This window comes from Allosalinactinospora lopnorensis, assembly GCF_000981225.1.
GTDB classification, from domain to species: domain Bacteria; phylum Actinomycetota; class Actinomycetes; order Streptosporangiales; family Streptosporangiaceae; genus Allosalinactinospora; species Allosalinactinospora lopnorensis.
Window position 1 is genome coordinate 40,247 of record NZ_LAJC01000011.1, and the last position, 16,556, is coordinate 56,802.

Here is a 16,556-nt window from a genome sequence, read left to right on the forward strand (position 1 = left end):
CTCGCGTTCGGAGTGCAGAGGTGCGGGATTCGTCCGGACGGCTTCAGAACGGGTAGCGGGCCACGTCGGCCTGCATCGTCACCCACTGGGTCTCGGTGAACGCTTCGATGTTGGCGCGGGTGCCGCCGAAGCGGGATCCGGTACCGGAGTCGCCGACCCCACCGAATGGGGCGACCGCCTCGTCGTCGACGGTCTGGTCGTTGATGTGCACGATGCCGCTCGGGATGCGGTCGGCGATCTCCATGCCGCGCATCGGGTTGGCGGTCAGGATGCCCAGGGACAGCCCGTACGGGCTCGCCTTCGCGATGTCGGCGATGTCGTCCACCGAGGAGACCCGCATCACCGGCGCCACCGGCCCGAAAACCTCGTCGGCGTAGGCGGGGGCGTCCATGGTCACCCTGTCGAGCACCGTGGGCCGGTAGAACAGCTCCTCGTAAGTGCCCCCCGCGACCAGCTTCGCCCCGGCGTCCACGCTGGTGGTGACCATGGAGTGCACCTTGTCGCGCTGGCCGGCGTCGATGAGCGGTCCGAGCGCGACCTCGTCCCTGTCCGGGTCCCCGACCGGCAGGGCATCGGCCTTGGCGGCGAGCTTCTCGACGTACTCGTCGGCGATCCGCTCGTGCACCAGGTGCCGCCCGGCCGTCATGCAGATCTGGCCCTGGTGCAGGAAAGAGCCCCAGGCACCGGTCGACACGGCCGCGTCGAGGTCGACATCGTCCAGGATGACCAGCGGTGAGTTGCCGCCGAGCTCCAGGTGCACACGCTTGAGATAGCGCCCGGCGGCCTCGCCCACCTTGCGGCCCACGGCGCTGGAGCCGGTGAAGGAGATGACCCGCACGTTGGGGTCGGCCACCAGCTGCTCGCCGGCCTCGATGCCGCCCGGAAGCATCTGGAACACCCCTTCGGGCACGCCGGCCCGCCGGAACACCTCGGCGAGAACGGCTCCGCCGCAGACCGCCGTGCGCGGGTCCGGCTTGAGCAGCACCGCGTTGCCCACAGCCAGCGCCGGGGCGACCGAGCGGGTACTGAGAATGAGCGGGGCGTTGAACGGGGCGATGACGCCGACGACACCGGCCGGCACCTGCCGGGCGAAGCTCAGCCTCGGCTTCCCGGTGCGCAGCACCTCGCCATAGGGCTGGGAGGCCAGCGCCGCCGCCTCGTAGCACTCGGCCGCGGCGACGTGCACCTGGAAGCCGGCCATGCCCGGGGCCGCACCGCTCTCGCGGCGCAGCCAGGCCATGATCTCGTCGCCGTTCTCCTCCAGCAGCGCACCCGCCCGGCGCAGGACGGCGGCACGTTCCTCGAAGGAGGTGTCGGCCCAGCCCCGCTGGGCGGCGGCGGCGCGTTCGGCGGCCGCGCTGATGTCCTCGGCGTTGGCCGAGCCGGCGCGGCCGATCTCGGCACCCGTGGCCGGGGAGACCACCGGGGCGTCACCGCCGGCGGCGGGCGTCCAGCGGCCGGTGAAAACCGCGGCGGACCACGAATCGGTTTCGAATAGGCTCACGATGTCCTCGTCTTCCTCCTGTGTGACCGGGGAGCGCCGACCGCCGCGACAGCGGGTCGGCTCCACCCGCCGCTCCAGCGCTTACCGGTACAGCTCGTTCAGGTCCGGGATTTCGTCGATGAGCCCATCCTGGTGCATCAGCTCCGCCATGGTCTCGACCGATTCGCGGTTGACCTCCTCCGGCCAGGCCGGCAGCCGGACCTCCCCGGCGAGGTCCTCGTCCATCTCGGTGTAGGTGCCCATGATCTCGCGCACCTCGTCGGGGTTCTCCGCGGCGTAGGCCAGCGACTCCTCCAGGGCCGCGGTGAGCCGGTCGACGAGCTCCGGGTCCTGGGCGATGACCTCCTCGGAGGTGAAGTAGGTGGCGACCGTGAGCTCGGGATGGCCGTCGGCGAAGTTGGAGGCGATCTCACGGTGCCCGTCCTCCAGCGCCATCGAGACGAAGGGTTCGACCACCCACGCGGCGTCGATCTCCTCCTTCTCGACCGCCGCGGACATGTCCGGCAGTCCCATCTCGACGAACTCGACCTGGCTCGGGTCGCCGCCGTCCTTGCGCACCGAGGCCCGGACGGTGGTGTCGCCGATGTTCTGCAGGTTGTTCGCCGAAACCGTGGCGCCTTCCAGATCGGCCGCGCTCTCGATCGGGCTGTCCTCCTTCACGACAACGGCGCTGAAGTCGGCGCCCTGCTCGCCCGTGGTGGCCACCCCGTTGGAGATGATCTGCAGCGGCAGCCCCTGCTCCCGGGCGATGATCAGGGAGACGACGTTGCCGAAGGCGAAGTCGAGGTCGCCGCTCACCACCCCGGGAATCGACGCGGCGCCGCCCGAGCCGACTTCCAGGTTCAGGTCGATGCCGCGCTCCTCGAAGAACCCCTGCTGGTCACCGAGGTAAATCGGTGCGACGTCCACGATGGCGATGACGCCGGCGGTGACCTCCTGGAGCCCCCCGTCCTCACCGTCCTGGTCGCCTCCCCCGCACCCTGATGCCGCGATGAGGGACAGGACTCCGGCGATCGAAAGGATTCGTCGGCGCATGGTGATTCTCCTCGGTCAGGTAATGGCCAGGGGCGGATCGGCGCCAGCGCCGATGGGGGATCCGCCGGAGCCATCCGCCGACGGATCGGTGTGCGTTCTACGAACCTTCGTTCCAAAAGCGAACTTATGTGAACCCCATCACCTCGTCAACCCTTTCCGGCACCACAGCGGCATTTCATCACTTTTCGCATCTACATTGCAGCGCAGAGTGCATAATTCCGCCCTCTTTCCGTCGGTGAACGCACTCGGGATCACTATTCGATCTCACGCCGCTTGTTCGGTATGAGAACATCGACGGAGGACTACGGGGGCCGATTCCGGGGAAACGCGCCGCGCGGGCGGCCGGAAGCATCCGGAGCGGCGGCACAGCGGGCGCTGCCCGCACAACACCGCCGGCCCCGGCACCATGCACACTGACTCCAAAGGTGGACGATGAGCACGGAACTGACCGAGACCGATGCGCAGGCGCGCGGCGAGCATTTCGTACAGTCGCTGGAACGCGGGCTCGCTGTCATACGCGCGTTCACGCCGCAGGCGTCGTCGATGACCCTGAGTGAGGTCGCCCGCGCCACCGGACTAACCCGGGCGGCGGCCCGCCGCTTCCTGCTCACCCTGGTCGACCTGGGCTACGTTCGCACCGACGGCCGGGCGTTCGCCCTCACTCCCCGTGTGCTGGAGCTGGGCTATGCCTACCTGTCGTCGGCCGGCCTGCCCGAGGTGGCGCAGCCGCACCTGGAGAGGCTGGCCTCGGAGGTCCGGGAGTCCTCCTCGGTCTCGGTGCTGGACGGGGACGACGTCGTCTACATCGCGCGCGTCCCCACGTCGCGGATCATGCGGGTGGCGATCAACGTCGGCACGCGCTTCCCGGCCTACGCGACGTCGATGGGCCGGGTGCTCCTCGCCGGCCGCCCCGCCGACGAGCTCGAGGCCTACCTGAACCGGGTGGAACTGCGGCGGCACACCGCCTACACGCTGTCGACGGTGCCGCGGCTGCGCGCCGAGATCGACCGTGTCCGCAACCAGGGGTGGGCGATCGTGGACCAGGAGCTGGAGGAGGGACTCCGCTCGGTCGCGACGCCGATCCGGGACCGCGAAGGCAAGGTGGTGGCGGCCGTGAACGTCTCGGCGCATGCCAGCCGGGCCTCCGTTGAGGACATCCGCCGCGACCTGCTGCCTCCGCTGCTGGCCACAACGGCCCGCATCGAAGCCGATCTGGAGATCGCGACGCGCGGCCCCGGGGCGCGGGGGGCCTGACGGCCCGCCGGGGGGTTCGGCTGCGGGACCGCGCCGGACCTTCGTTCTACATCATCCGGCCATCGGATCAATCTGGGTCTTGACCCGCTGCTCACGGCAGGGCTAACGTCTGGTCACGAACGTTCGCTTTAAGAACGTTTATTCGTCATACGAACATAGATTGGGGCGCCCATGATCGTGCCGCTGGACGAGGGGATCCGCGAGCTCGTCCACGACGGGGATACGGTCGCGCTCGAAGGTTTCACCCACCTGATCCCGGTCGCCGCCGGCCACGAGATCATCCGCCAGGGCCTGCGCGATCTCACCCTGGCGCGAATGACCCCCGACATCGTCTACGACCAGATGATCGGCGCGGGCTGCGCCCGCAAACTGGTGTTCTCCTGGGGCGGGAACCCCGGGGTCGGCTCACTGCACCGCTTCCGCGACGCCGTGCAGAACGGCTGGCCCGCACCCCTGGAGATCGAGGAGCACAGCCACGCCGGCATGGCCAACCGGTACGTCGCCGGAGCCTCGGGGATTCCCTTCGCCGTGCTGCGCGGCTACACCGGGACCGACCTCATCGCGCAGACGCCGGACATCACCACCATCACCTGCCCCTTCACCGGTGAGGAGCTCACAGCGGTCCCCGCGCTCACCCCCGACGTCGCCATCGTGCACGCCCAGCGCGCCGACCGCGCCGGCAACGTGCAGCTGTGGGGGATCACCGGTGTGCAGAAGGAGGCGGTCCTCGCCTCCCGGCGCGCGCTCGTCACCGTCGAGGAGGTCGTCGACCGCCTCGATCCGGTGCCCGGTCAGGTGCTGCTGCCCGCACGCGTGGTGACCGCTGTGGCCGAGGCCCCCGGGGGCGCGCGTCCTTCCTACGCGCACGGCTACTACGCCCGCGACAACGACGCCTATCAGCAATGGGACGCCGTCAGCCGGGAGCGCGAGACGTTCGAGCAGTGGCTGCGGACCGAAGTGCGCGGCAACGCGCGACCGGCGCGGGAAGGCGGGAGGACATGACGACCACGCCCCGGTACACCGCCGACGAGATGATGACGGTCACCGCCGCACGCTTCCTCACCACGGAGATGGCCTGCTTCGTCGGTATCGGCCTGCCGAGCACCGCGGCGAACCTCGCCCGCCGCACGCACGCGCCGAACCTGTGGATGATCTACGAGTCCGGAACGCTCGGCGCCAAGCCCGACACGCTCCCCCTGTCCATCGGTGACGGCATCCTCGCCGAGACCGCCGACACCGTTGTCTCGGTACCGGAGATCTTCAACTACTGGCTGCAGCCCGGCCGCATCGACATCGGCTTCCTCGGAGCCGCGCAGATCGACCGGTACGCCAACATCAACACCACCGTGATCGGCGACTACTCCGACCCGAAGGTGCGGCTGCCCGGTGCCGGCGGCGCCCCCGAGATCGCGGCCTCCTGCCGCGAGGTCATCGTCATCGTGCGGCAGAACTCCCGGACGTTCGTGGAATCGGTCGACTTCGTCACCTCGGTCGGGCACGGAAAAGGCGCCGGTCAGCGTGAACAGCTCGGACTGACCGGCCTGGGCCCCACCCGCGTCATCACCGACCTCGGCGTCCTCGAACCCGAACCGCGCACCCGCGAACTCACCCTGGCCAGTGTGCACCCCGGTGTCGCGGTGGACGACGTGCGCGCCACGACGGGCTGGGAGCTCCAGGTCGCACCGGATCTGGCGGTCACCGCCGAACCGGACGAGGCGGAGCTCTCGGTACTACGCTCGCTCACAGGCAGCTAACTTGCACTTCCTGCAACGATGGACGGGATTCCCACCATGACCGACGTATTGGTGCTGGACGCGGTCCGCACCCCCTTCGGGAAGTACGGCGGCGCGCTCGCCGGGATCCGGCCCGACGACCTCGCCGCCCACGTCGTCAGCGGCCTCGTGGCGCGCTCCCCCGACCTCGACCCCGCATATGTCGACGACGTCTATTTCGGCGACGCCAACGGTGCGGGAGAGGACAACCGCAATGTGGCGCGCATGGCGGCGCTGCTCGCCGGCCTGCCCACCTCCGTCCCCGGCGCGACACTGAACCGGCTCTGCGGCTCGGGCCTGGAGGCCGCGATCGCCGCCAACCGCGCTGTGGCCGTGGGCGACGCGTCCCTGGTCCTCGCCGGGGGCGTGGAGTCGATGAGCCGCGCACCGTGGGTACTGCAGAAGCCGGGCAAGGGGTTCCCCGCCGGGCACGAGACACTGCACTCCACCACCCTGGGCTGGCGGATGGTCAATCCCCGGATGCCCGGGGAGTGGACGGCCTCGCTGGGCGAATCCACCGAGCAGATCGCCGAGCTCTACGGGATCGGCCGCGAGGAGCAGGACGAGTTCGCCCTGGCCAGCCACACCAACGCCGCGGCCGCATGGGAGAAGGGTGTCTACGACGCCGAGATCGTGCCGGTGCCCGGCGTCGAGCTGCGGCGCGACGAGAGCATCCGGGAGACGTCGCCGGAGAAGCTCGCCGGGCTGAAGCCGGCGTTCCGGCCCGACGGTACGGTCACCGCGGGCAACTCCTCCCCGCTCAACGACGGCGCCGCGGCGGTACTCATCGGCGACGAGGCGGCCGCCGACGCCACCGGACGCGAACCGCTGGCCCGCATCGTCAGTCGGGGCGTGGCCGCGATCGAGCCGCACCGGTTCGGGATCGGGCCCGTCGAGGCCGCGGAGACCGCACTGCGCCGCGCGCGTATCGGCTGGGACGACCTGTCGGTCGTCGAACTCAACGAGGCCTTCGCCGCCCAGTCGCTGGCCTGCCTGAAGCTCTGGCCGGAACTGGACCCGGCGATCGTCAACCCCAACGGCGGCGCGATCGCCATCGGCCACCCGCTGGGCGCCTCCGGGGCCCGGATCCTGGGTTCGCTCGCCCATGAGCTGCGCCGGAGGGGCGGCGGCTGGGGGCTCGCCGCCATCTGCATCGGCGTCGGCCAGGGCCTGGCCGTCGTGCTGCACGCCTGAGAGGACCATATGACTACCGACTCCGCCGGCCGGGAGCGCCCGGTCCCCGGCTACCTCCGCGACCACGACGTACATCCCCCGCTGGACTACCCGGGCTATCGCAGCACCGCGCTGCGGCACCCCAAGCGGCCGCTGCAGTTGCTGCCGCACCTGCTGACCGAGGTCACCGGCCCCCTGCTCGGAGAGGGCCGGATCGGCGAGCTCGACCACGACCTGACCCGCCAGCACGCCGGCGAGCCGCAGGGGCAGCGGATCATCGTGCACGGCCAGGTACGCGACAGCGACGGCCGGCCCATCCCGCACACCCTGGTCGAGATCTGGCAGGCCAACGCCGGCGGCCGGTACCGCCACACCGGGGACAACTGGCCGTGCCCGCTCGACCCCAACTTCACCGGGGTGGGCCGCGCCCTGACCGACGCCGAAGGGCGGTACCGGTTCGTTACCGTCCAGCCCGGCGCCTATCCGTGGAAGAACCACGACAACGCGTGGCGGCCCGCGCACATCCACTTCTCACTGTTCGGGCGGGCCTTCACCCAGCGGCTGGTCACCCAGATGTACTTCCCGGGCGACCCGTTGTTCTTCCAGGACCCGATGTGGAACTCGATCCCGGACGACAAGGCGCGGGAACGCCTGGTGTGCCGGTTCGACTACGAGAACACCGAGCCCGAGTGGGCCCTGGCCTACGAATGGGACATCGTGTTGCGCGGCCGCGAGGCCACGCCGTTCGAGTCCGAGGTGGATGACGACTGATGGCCGATACGAGACCCTCCCCGACGACCCCCTCCCAGACGGTCGGCCCCTACCTGCACATCGGCCTGCCCTGGCCGGACGGCCCGTTCGCGGTGGCCGAGGGGACGCCTGAGGGCTTCTGGATCTGCGGAACGCTGTACGACGGCGCGGGGCAGCCGATAGCCGACGGGCTCGTCGAAACCTGGCAGGCCGACCCGGACGGCCGGTTCGACCACCCCGACGACCCGAGGGGCGCGGTCCCGCGCCCCGGATTCCGTGGGTTCGGACGCTGCGAGACCGATGAGCGCGGCGAGTACCGCATCTTCACGGTGAAACCGGGCCCGGTACCGGGCGCTGGGGGAACCGTCCAGGCCCCGCACATCGACGTCTCGGTGTTCGCGCGCGGCATGCTGCACCGCACCGTCACCCGCGTCTACTTCCCGGAGGAGACCGAAGCCAACGCGGCCGACCCGGTGCTGAACGGCGTCGCCGACGACCGCGCCCGTTCCACCCTGGTCGCCGCGCCCGCCGAGGACGGCTACCGCTTCGACGTCCGACTGCAGGGGGAGGACGAGACCGTCTTCTTCGACGTCTGAGGCCGGGGCGCCGGGCCGTGGACCGGCGAAGGAGGCGCAGGCGCACGAGAAGGGGCCGGAGAGGGGAGACGATGACCGGGCTGTTCAGCGGCGTCTTCGCGCACGGCGGGATCGGGGACGAGGTCGGCGACGCGGCCTGGCTCCGGGCGCTGCTCGACGCCGAGGCCGCGCTGGCGCGCGCCCACGCCGCGCCGGGCTGATCGACCCCGCGCACGCCGAGGCGATCACGGCGGCCTGCGTCGCGGAGCGCTTCGACGCGAGCACGCTCGCAAGCGCCTCGGCGGCCTCGGGCAACCCGGTGGTTCCGCTCGCCAGGGAGCTCACCCGGGCCGTCGGCGGCGATGCCGCGCGCCACGTGCATCTCGGGGCGACCAGCCAGGACATCATGGACACCGCGGCGATGCTGGTGAGCCGGCGCGCGGGAGCGGTGATCAGGGCGGACGCCGACATCGTCTGCGCGGCCCTCGCCGCGCTGAGCGGTGAGCACCGCGCGACGATCATGGCCGGGCGCACCCTGCTGCAGCAGGCGCTGCCGACCACGTTCGGCGCGGTCGCCGCCGGCTGGCTCAACGGGGTGGGCACGGCGGCTCAGGCACTCGACGAGGTGATCGAGCACCGCACCGCCGCGCAACTCGGCGGGGCGGCGGGGACCCTGGCCTCCCTGGAGGGACGCGGACCGGCCGTGGCGGCGGCGTTCGCCGACGAACTGGGGCTGGCCGAGCCCGTACTGCCCTGGCACACCGACCGCGGCCCGATCGTCGAACTGGCCGGGGCGCTGGCCCGCGTGTGCGGGGCGACCGGCAAGATCGCGGGCGACATCGCGCTGCTCGCCCAGACCGAGGTCGGTGAAGCGACCGAGGAGGGCGGGGCCGGGGTCGGCGGCTCCTCCACGCTGCCGCACAAGCGCAACACGATCGCCGCGGTGTCGGCCCTCGGCTGCGCCGAACAGGCGCCCGGCCTGGCGTCGACGCTGTTCGCGGCCCAGGTGCAGCAGCACCAGCGCGCGGCGGGACCGTGGCACGCCGAGTGGCTCCCGCTGAGCCGCCTGCTGGGTGTCACGGGGTCGGCCGTTGCCTGGCTGCGCACCTCCCTCGAACGCCTCGCGGTGCATCCCGAGCGGATGCGCGCCAACCTCGACCTGACGGACGGATTCCCGCTCGCCGAGCGCGTCACCACCGACCTCGCCGGCGAGCTGGGCCGGCTGCCCGCCCACGAGCTGGTGCAGTCGGCATGCCAGGAGGCCGCGGACAGCGGACGCGCCCTGGCCGAGGTGCTGACCGAACGCCTCCAGGGCAGGCGCACCGGGTCCGAGATCGCCTCGCTGCTCGACCCCGCCGGATACCTTGGTGCCACCGGCGCCTTCGTGGACCGGGCGCTCGCGGCGCACGCGGAGCGCACCGCGCGGCGCGGCACCGGGCCGGCAGGTGACCCCGCAAGGAACAGGAGCAGGACGTGAGCGTCGACGTGCACCATGTCGCGGACGGCCCGGCGGACGCACCCACTGTCGTACTGTCGGGGTCGCTCGGCAGCACCCTCGACATGTGGGGACCCCAGGTGGCCGCCCTGACCCCGGAGTTCCGGCTGATCCGCTACGACCTCCGCGGCCACGGCAAGTCGCCGGTCCCCGATGGGCCCTATTCGATCGCCGACCTCGGCGGGGACGTGCTGCGGCTCCTGGACCGCCTCGGCGCCGACCGCGTGCACTTCGCCGGCCTGTCGATCGGCGGGATGATCGGCATGTGGCTGGCCGCGCACGCCCCTGACCGGATCGACCGGCTCGCCCTGCTGTGCACGTCGGCCCGGCTCGGCCCGCCCGAGGGCTGGGCGCAGCGGGCGGCGGTGGTGCGCGAGGAGGGCGCCGGAGCGGTCGCCGCCGGCGTAACGCAGCGCTGGTTCACCCCCGGCTTCGCCGAGCGGGAGCCGGAGGCCGCCGAACGGATGCGGGCCATGGTCGCGAGCAGCTCCAGCGAGGGGTACGCCGGCTGCTGCGCCGCCATCGAGCACATGGACCTGCGCCCCGAACTGCCCCGGATCGCCGCGCCGACCCTGGTGGTCGCGGGCGCCCACGACCCGGCGACCCCGCCCGAGCACGCCGAGCGGATCGCCGGCGGGATCAGCGGGGCGCGGCTGCGGGTCCTGGACGGCGCGGCCCACCTGGCGAGCTGGGAACGCGCCGACCAGGTCAACGAACTGCTGCGGGAGCACTTCGCCGGGCGCCCCTAACCGGACGGGACGGCGCCCGCGATCCGCGGCGAAGCACGAGACACGAGGACGATGTGATGAGCAGCCACGACACCGGTTCCCAGGAGGCGGCGCGGTACGCGGCGGGGATGAAGGTGCGGCGCGAGGTGCTCGGGGATGAACACGTCAACCGCGCCGAGGCGAGGAAGACACCGTTCACCGAGCCGTTCCAGGACCTGATCACCCGCTACGCCTGGGGGGACGTCTGGACCCGGCCGGGGCTGGACCGCCGGACGCGCAGCTGCATGGTGCTGACCGCGCTCGTCGCCAAAGGACACTGGGAAGAGCTGGCCATGCACGTGCGGGCCGCCCTGCGCAACGGCCTGACCGCCGACGAGATCCAGGAGGTCTTCCTGCAGGCCGCGATCTACTGCGGTGTTCCGGCCGCGAATAAGGCGTTCGCCGTGGCCCAGGAGGTGCTGGCCGAGGCCGACGGCTGATCCGGACGACAGGACCACACGAGAAGGACCGAGAACCCATGCGTACCCAGGTTGCCATCATCGGTGCCGGCCCTGCCGGCCTGTTCCTCTCCCACCTTCTGCACCTGCAGGGCGTCGACTCCGTGGTCGTGGAGCGTCGCGACCGCGCCTACTGCGAGCAGCGGCAGCGCGCCGGCGTGGTGGAGCACGGGGTCGCCGAGGCACTGCGGGCCTCGGGCGTGGGCGAGCGGATGGACCGCGAGGGGTTCGCGCACGACGGTATCGAGCTGCGCTTCGACCGCCGATCGCACCGGATCGACTTCCCGGCCCTGACCGGCCGCAACGTCATGATCTACGCGCAGACCGAGATCGTGAAGGACTTGATCGCGCGGCGGCTGGCCGACGGCGGCCGGCTGCTGTTCGAGGCCGAGGCCGGCGCGATCGAGGGCACCGAGACCGAGCGCCCCAGGGTGCGCTTCACCCATGCCGGGGCCGAGGAGGTCCTGGAGTGCGACTATGTGGCCGCCTGCGACGGCTTCCACGGGATCGGCCGGGCGGCGATGCCCGGCGGCGCCGCCCGCACCTTCGAGAAGGTCTACCCGTTCGGCTGGCTGGGCATCCTGGCCGACGTCGCGCCGTCCTGTGACGAGCTGATCTACGCGCACTCCGATCGCGGCTTCGCGCTGCACAGCATGCGCTCGGAAACGGTCAGCCGCCTCTACCTCCAGGTGCCCGCGGACACCGATCCGCGCAACTGGTCCGACGAGCGGATCTGGGACGAGCTCGCCGCGCGGTTCGAGCTGCGCGACAGCGACTGGGAGCTGAAGCGCGGCCCCATCACCGACAAGGCGGTGACACCGATGCGCAGCTTCGTCACCGAGCCGATGCGCCACGGGCGGCTCTTCCTGGCGGGCGACGCCGCGCACATCGTGCCGCCCACCGGCGCCAAGGGCCTGAACCTGGCCCTGCACGACGTCGCGCTGCTCGCCGACGCCCTCACCGCCTGGCACGGCAAGGGCGACACCTCGCTGCTCGACGAGTACTCGGCCACCGCGCTGCGGCGGGTCTGGCGTGCCGAGCACTTCTCGTACTGGATGACCACACTGCTGCACACCCGTCCGGACGGCGACGCGTTCGACCGCCGGCTGCAGCTCGCGCACCTGCACCACATCGCCGACTTCACCGCCGCCACCACCACCCTCGCGGAGAACTACACCGGCCTGCCCCGGGTGTGACACCCGGTGATCGGGCCGCCTCCGCGCCGGAAACGGCGAAAGACCGGTTTCGGCGGGGATTTCCCCGGATGACGTATTCAAGGCCGCCGGAGACGAATGGCGCGGCGCGTCATCGCCGCGTCTCCGGTCGAGCGCGGGGGCGCGCGTCCGGATATTTCGGAGCGGATATCGCCCAGACAGCCTGCGAGGACCGGCCCGGAGAATAGAATCCGGAGCATATGAGCCGGTTTCCATGCCTCAGAAGAGGACGGCGATGCCCCGTTTCGAATCCCCCACATTCCTCAAGAAAATGAGCGAAAAGCACCAGAACCCCCCAGAGATCGACATGTCGAAACCGAGTATCGCCCGCGTCTACTCCTATTTCCTCGGCGGCAAGGACCACTTCCGGGTGGACCGCGAGATGGCGAACCACGCCGAGGGGGCGGTGGCGGGGGTCACCGACCTCGTCATGGGAAACCGCGCGTTCGTGCAGCGCGCCGTCGGGTGCATGGCCGAACAGGGGATCCGCCAGTTCCTCGACATCGGCTCCGGACTGCCGACCGACAGGAACGTGCACCAGATCGCGCACCGGACCGCCCCGGAGGCCCGGGTGGTCTACGTGGACAACGACCCCATGGTCCTCGCCCACGCCCGGGCGTTCCTCGCCGACCACGGCACCACGGCCGCCATCAACGAGGACCTCACCACTCCCCGGAAGATCCTCGACGCCGAGGGGACCCGGCAACTGCTCGACCTGAACCGGCCCGTGGGCCTGGTGCTCGGCGGGGTCCTGCACCACCTGCACGACTCGGAGGAGCCGCAGCGGCTCACCCGAGAGCTGTGCGACGCGCTGGTGCCCGGCAGCCACATCGCGGTCAGCCACTTCTGCCGGCCCGACCCCGAGGAGCACCCCGCCGACGCCGAGCGCGCCGAGCGGCTGGAGCGGGCGTTCCTGGAGAAACTGGGCACCGGGCGGTGGCGCGGCCACGACGAGGTCCTCGGCGCCTTCTGCGGCTGGGAGATGCTGCCCCCGGGCCTGGTTCCGCTCGACGAGTGGCGCCCGTCGCCCGTCGGCTCCACCGGCCCCGGTTCCTACCGGATGCCCACGCGCAACCGGCGCCTCATCATCGGAGGCGTCGCGCGGAAATCGTAGCGGCCTTGAGGAGATCGCTCCTTCGCCGCGTGGTGGAGGAACGGTCTCCGCACGATCGGCGGGCCTCGCCAGACCAGAAGCGGCCATATTCCCGCGCATCTCCCGCGAAGCGGTCATGCTGGAACCTTCGCGAACAGAATCGACGGGGAGCGGCCCATGGCACGCGCAGCCGATGGTCGACGGCGGACAGCAGACGAGCGGCGTCCGGACGCGGGAAGACCACCGCGCCCCGTGAGACGGCGGGGCCACGGCGACCGCCCGGACTCTTCCCGGACCTCGGACCGCGCTGTCTCCGGCCGCGGGAAGGCGCTCCGCCGCCCGCTCGTGCTCCTCGCCCTCCTCCTGGTGCTGCCGGCTCCAGGTTCGGCCACGTGGGCGAACGCCGGTACCACCGGACCAGGAGGTGAGCAGCGGTTCCCAGACGCTCCCCCGGGCGGAGGGGCTGGTGGTCCCGCCATCCAAGCCCCGGGAGATCCCGGAACCTCCCCTCCCCCGGCGGGGCCGGTCGTGCCCACCCCCGACGCCGAAGGCATCACCACGCACGAGCACATGTTCTGGGATGCCTCCTCCGGTTATGTCAACACGATCGTGCTGCGCGACGCCGAGCCCTGCGCCCTGCCCGAGGGAAGCGAGGGCCCGGACGCGGAGGCCGGGCGCGGGGTGCGTGTCAGCGCGACCCCGATGGAGGGCGACGCCGGACCACCGGTCGACGTGACGAACCTGTCCGTGTTCTACGCCGATCCGGACGACCTCGTCATCGAGGTCCGCGACCTCGCGAATCTCGCCCTCGGCGACGTCGCCCTCGACGTGGAGTGCCAGGCGGACAACGACGAGTGGGTGCCGGTCGGCGGCGGCGTGTTCACGGTCGAAGCGACGGATAACCTTCCGCCGGGAACAGACTTCCCCACCACGGAGGACTTCGGCCCGGTCGTGGAAGGCGGGCGCATCCCGCTCAGCCTCGCCGCCCTGAACGCCGAAGGTCCCGTCGGCTACCCGATATCGGAACTGGACCTGGCGGACGTACGCGCGGAGCTGGACGGCGAGCGCCTCGAGATCGAGGGAACGGCCGAGGACGCGCGGGTCATCCTGCCCGCTGACGCGGAGCCGGGTCTTCACATGCTGAGCCTGGCCTACGACGACCCCGCCCTTTGGTGGGTCGTGGTCCCCGTTATCAACGGGTTCGCCGCCCCCGAGCCGGACGTGGTCGCCGGCGGCGACGGGGTGCCCCGCCTGGAGGAGCTGCGCACCGACCCCACGACACTGCTCGCCGCCCTGGGCCTCACCGCCGCGGCGATCGTGACGGTGTGGCTGCTGGTCGGCTTCCCCTCCGACATCTTCAACAAGTCCCTCGAAGGCAACCGGGGCCGCGTCCGCAACTGGTGGCAGCGCATCCGCGCGCTGCTGACCGGGCGCGGGCGCGGTGAACGGCGGGCGTTCCTCTCCCTGTCCGCGGGGGCCGCCTTCCTCGTCTTCTGGGTGCTCTCAGCGGCACTCCCGGTACTGCTGAACCGGGACCCCGCCCCCGAGGCCACCCCGTGGCTGGACTTCCTGGGCCTGCTCGTCGCCGTGTTCGCCGTCACCGTGGTCTACGCCTGGGTGGTCAACGCCCGCGACTGGGCGTGGTCGCACGTCCCCGGCCGCTTCGAGGTGCTGCCCGCCGGGCTGGTGATCATCGCGTTCTGCTCACTGGCCTCGGCCGCCGCCGATTTCGAACCCGGCTACTTCTACGGTCTCATCGCCGGGTTCGCGGCCGTGGCCGACCGCCGGTCCCGGCTCGCCATGGCCGAAGCCGACAAGGACGCGTTCGTCCGGGACAACGAGGGCCGCGCCACCCGGCTGGGAGCGATCAGCGTGCTGGCGCTGAGCATCCTCTGCTACCTGCTCTGGAACTCGGTCGACACCGTGGTCCAGCAGGGCGAGGCCCCGTTCGGTGTGCAGTTGCTGGACAAGGCGCTGTTCTCCACCGCACTGCTGGGCATCCAGACAGTGGTGTTCGGGCTGCTGCCGATGCAGTTCCTGGACGGCCACCGGCTGTGGACATGGGGCAGGCGGCACTGGCACTGGCCTACTTCCCCGGACTGTTCGCCTTCCTCTACCTGCTGCACCTGCACCCCGACAGGACCGCGGGCAAGACCGTCCCCGAGTCCCTGCTGGCCACCGCCGCTCTCTTCGTCGGCTTCGGTGTGCTGTCGCTGGCGGTCTGGCTGTTCTTCGTATGGCGCTCCCGCCGCGACGCGCGCGGCAGGCGGAGCGCGCCGGCGGCGGAGCGCGTCCCGGCCACGGTCGGCGCGACCGCGACCGGTCCCGTCAAAACAACGGCGGGCGCCGCCGGCACCTCCACCAGCGCCGACGCGCCGTCTCAGGTCACCGATTCACCGGACGAGGGGGAGGCCCCCTCCCCCGCGGAACCCGCGGAGGAGGCGGAACAATCTGCCGGGAAGGCACAAGGGACGGCCGTTCCGCCGACTGTCGAGGCGCGGTCTCCGTCCGCTGAGTCCGCGGACGGGACGGACGAGGGCGCGGCCGTCCCACCGACACCTCCCCCCGCTCCCAGGGCGGACTCCGATGCCGGAGGCGCCCGGCCGCCCGCCGGCGAGACGTCGCAGGAGGAAGCAGAGGCACTCGCGGACGGCGGCGAACAGCCACCGGGAGTCGACGCCCGGCCGGACGACGCCTCCGGGACCGGCCAGGACAGCGCCGCCGAGACCGTTCCCGGGCCCCGGAAGGAGGAGAGACCGCCGGCCGGATCGGAGGACGCGGCCCCTCCCGTCGGGGAGTCGACGTAAGGGGTCCTGTCAGCGGCGAAACCGGGGCGCCGACCGGCACAGTTCACATCATGCGCTCCGAAGCCCTCATACAATGAGCGCGTGAATACGCGGGAAAACGAAGTCGCCGTCGAGAACAATCTGAAATCAGCGGTCTCGCACTGCGTAATCATCTCATCGATCGGAGTCGCGGCCGGCGCCCTCACTTCGTACGGCCAGACGTATTTACCGGAGCCGTTCACACAGCTCGCCAATTCCTACTCGGTATGGTTGACGTTCTCTTTCGTTTACGGATTGCTCGCGCCGTCGAAGCGCTTCGCCGTTCCGGGCGGGATCGTAGTCCAGATGCTCGCGATCGCCGGTTATTACCTTGTCTCGGAGCTGCGCTTCGATGCGGGCACGGGCGGCTTGGAGACAAACCTTGTATGGCTTTTCGGAGGTTTGCTCGTAGGACCGGCCGCGGGGCTGGCAGGGTACTGGGCGCGGACGAAAAGAGAGCTGGGGCCGTACGCTCTCGGAGTCGCGACATGCGCCATAGCAATTGTCCGCGAGCCGATGCACTGGCCCCGCGTCGCGGCAACGGCCACGATCCTGGGCGGTGTGGTGTTCGCCGGATATTCCGTTGTCCTACCAGCGGTATTCGGGTAATAACGACACCCCGCCCCGACCCCTCACCCGGG

14 protein-coding genes and 1 pseudogene are annotated in these 16,556 nt (G+C 71.2%); 13 read left to right on the forward strand and 2 right to left on the reverse strand.

What is annotated here, in order from left to right; all coding sequences use genetic code 11:
- Nucleotides 1-43: 43 nt before the first annotated feature.
- Nucleotides 44-1,504: an aldehyde dehydrogenase family protein gene (locus tag VS93_RS06050; protein WP_046469071.1), complete on the reverse strand. Its 1,461-nt coding sequence runs from the start codon at nt 1,502-1,504 to the stop codon at nt 44-46.
- Between the two features lie 81 nt (nt 1,505-1,585).
- Nucleotides 1,586-2,539 carry an ABC transporter substrate-binding protein gene (locus VS93_RS06055; protein WP_046469025.1) on the reverse strand — a complete coding sequence of 318 codons (954 nt, stop codon included), beginning with the start codon at nt 2,537-2,539 and terminating at the stop codon, nt 1,586-1,588.
- Nucleotides 2,540-2,983: 444 nt separating this feature from the next.
- On the opposite strand from VS93_RS06055, the gene VS93_RS06060 reads away from it, so the two are divergent.
- The 13 genes and pseudogenes from VS93_RS06060 to VS93_RS06120 all read left to right on the forward strand — a co-directional run bounded on the left by VS93_RS06060 (nt 2,984) and on the right by VS93_RS06120 (nt 16,524).
- Nucleotides 2,984-3,793, forward strand: a complete 810-nt coding sequence (locus tag VS93_RS06060) for an IclR family transcriptional regulator domain-containing protein (protein WP_156184700.1) — start codon at nt 2,984-2,986, stop codon at nt 3,791-3,793.
- Nucleotides 3,794-3,964: 171 nt separating this feature from the next.
- Nucleotides 3,965-4,795, forward strand: a complete 831-nt coding sequence (locus tag VS93_RS06065; protein WP_046469027.1) for a CoA transferase subunit A — start codon at nt 3,965-3,967, stop codon at nt 4,793-4,795.
- Nucleotides 4,792-5,547: a CoA-transferase subunit beta gene (locus VS93_RS06070; RefSeq protein WP_046469028.1), complete on the forward strand. Its 756-nt coding sequence runs from the start codon at nt 4,792-4,794 to the stop codon at nt 5,545-5,547. Before VS93_RS06065 ends, VS93_RS06070 begins: the two co-directional genes overlap by 4 nt.
- 36 nt (nt 5,548-5,583) lie before the next feature.
- The gene (locus VS93_RS06075) at nt 5,584-6,759 is read left to right on the forward strand and encodes a thiolase family protein (RefSeq protein WP_046469029.1); all 1,176 of its coding nucleotides are present in this window, start codon (nt 5,584-5,586) and stop codon (nt 6,757-6,759) included.
- 9 nt (nt 6,760-6,768) lie between these two features.
- Nucleotides 6,769-7,509 (forward strand): protocatechuate 3,4-dioxygenase subunit beta, encoded by a 741-nt coding sequence (pcaH, locus tag VS93_RS06080; RefSeq protein ID WP_046469030.1) that lies wholly within the window; start codon nt 6,769-6,771, stop codon nt 7,507-7,509.
- Nucleotides 7,509-8,084, forward strand: a complete 576-nt coding sequence (gene pcaG / locus VS93_RS06085; protein ID WP_046469031.1) for a protocatechuate 3,4-dioxygenase subunit alpha — start codon at nt 7,509-7,511, stop codon at nt 8,082-8,084. Before pcaH ends, pcaG begins: the two co-directional genes overlap by 1 nt.
- Before the next feature lie 71 nt (nt 8,085-8,155).
- Nucleotides 8,156-9,540 (forward strand): annotated as a pseudogene (gene pcaB, locus VS93_RS06090) (3-carboxy-cis,cis-muconate cycloisomerase).
- Nucleotides 9,537-10,307, forward strand: coding sequence for a 3-oxoadipate enol-lactonase (gene pcaD, locus VS93_RS06095; protein ID WP_046469032.1), 771 nt, complete (start codon nt 9,537-9,539; stop codon nt 10,305-10,307). Before pcaB ends, pcaD begins: the two are co-directional and overlap by 4 nt.
- Before the next feature lie 56 nt (nt 10,308-10,363).
- Nucleotides 10,364-10,765, forward strand: coding sequence for a 4-carboxymuconolactone decarboxylase (gene pcaC, locus VS93_RS06100; RefSeq protein ID WP_046469033.1), 402 nt, complete (start codon nt 10,364-10,366; stop codon nt 10,763-10,765).
- A 38-nt stretch (nt 10,766-10,803) separates the two neighbouring features.
- A complete protein-coding gene (locus tag VS93_RS06105; RefSeq protein WP_046469034.1) occupies nt 10,804-11,979 on the forward strand; it encodes a 4-hydroxybenzoate 3-monooxygenase in 1,176 nt (391 codons plus the stop codon).
- Between the two features lie 289 nt (nt 11,980-12,268).
- Nucleotides 12,269-13,111 carry an SAM-dependent methyltransferase gene (locus tag VS93_RS06110; RefSeq protein WP_338022679.1) on the forward strand — a complete coding sequence of 281 codons (843 nt, stop codon included), beginning with the start codon at nt 12,269-12,271 and terminating at the stop codon, nt 13,109-13,111.
- Between the two features lie 507 nt (nt 13,112-13,618).
- The gene (locus tag VS93_RS06115) at nt 13,619-15,982 is read left to right on the forward strand and encodes an FGLLP motif-containing membrane protein (protein ID WP_046469036.1); all 2,364 of its coding nucleotides are present in this window, start codon (nt 13,619-13,621) and stop codon (nt 15,980-15,982) included.
- Nucleotides 15,979-16,524 carry a DUF6518 family protein gene (locus VS93_RS06120; RefSeq protein WP_046469037.1) on the forward strand — a complete coding sequence of 182 codons (546 nt, stop codon included), beginning with the start codon at nt 15,979-15,981 and terminating at the stop codon, nt 16,522-16,524. Before VS93_RS06115 ends, VS93_RS06120 begins: the two co-directional genes overlap by 4 nt.
- The last annotated feature ends 32 nt before the right edge of the window (nt 16,525-16,556 follow it).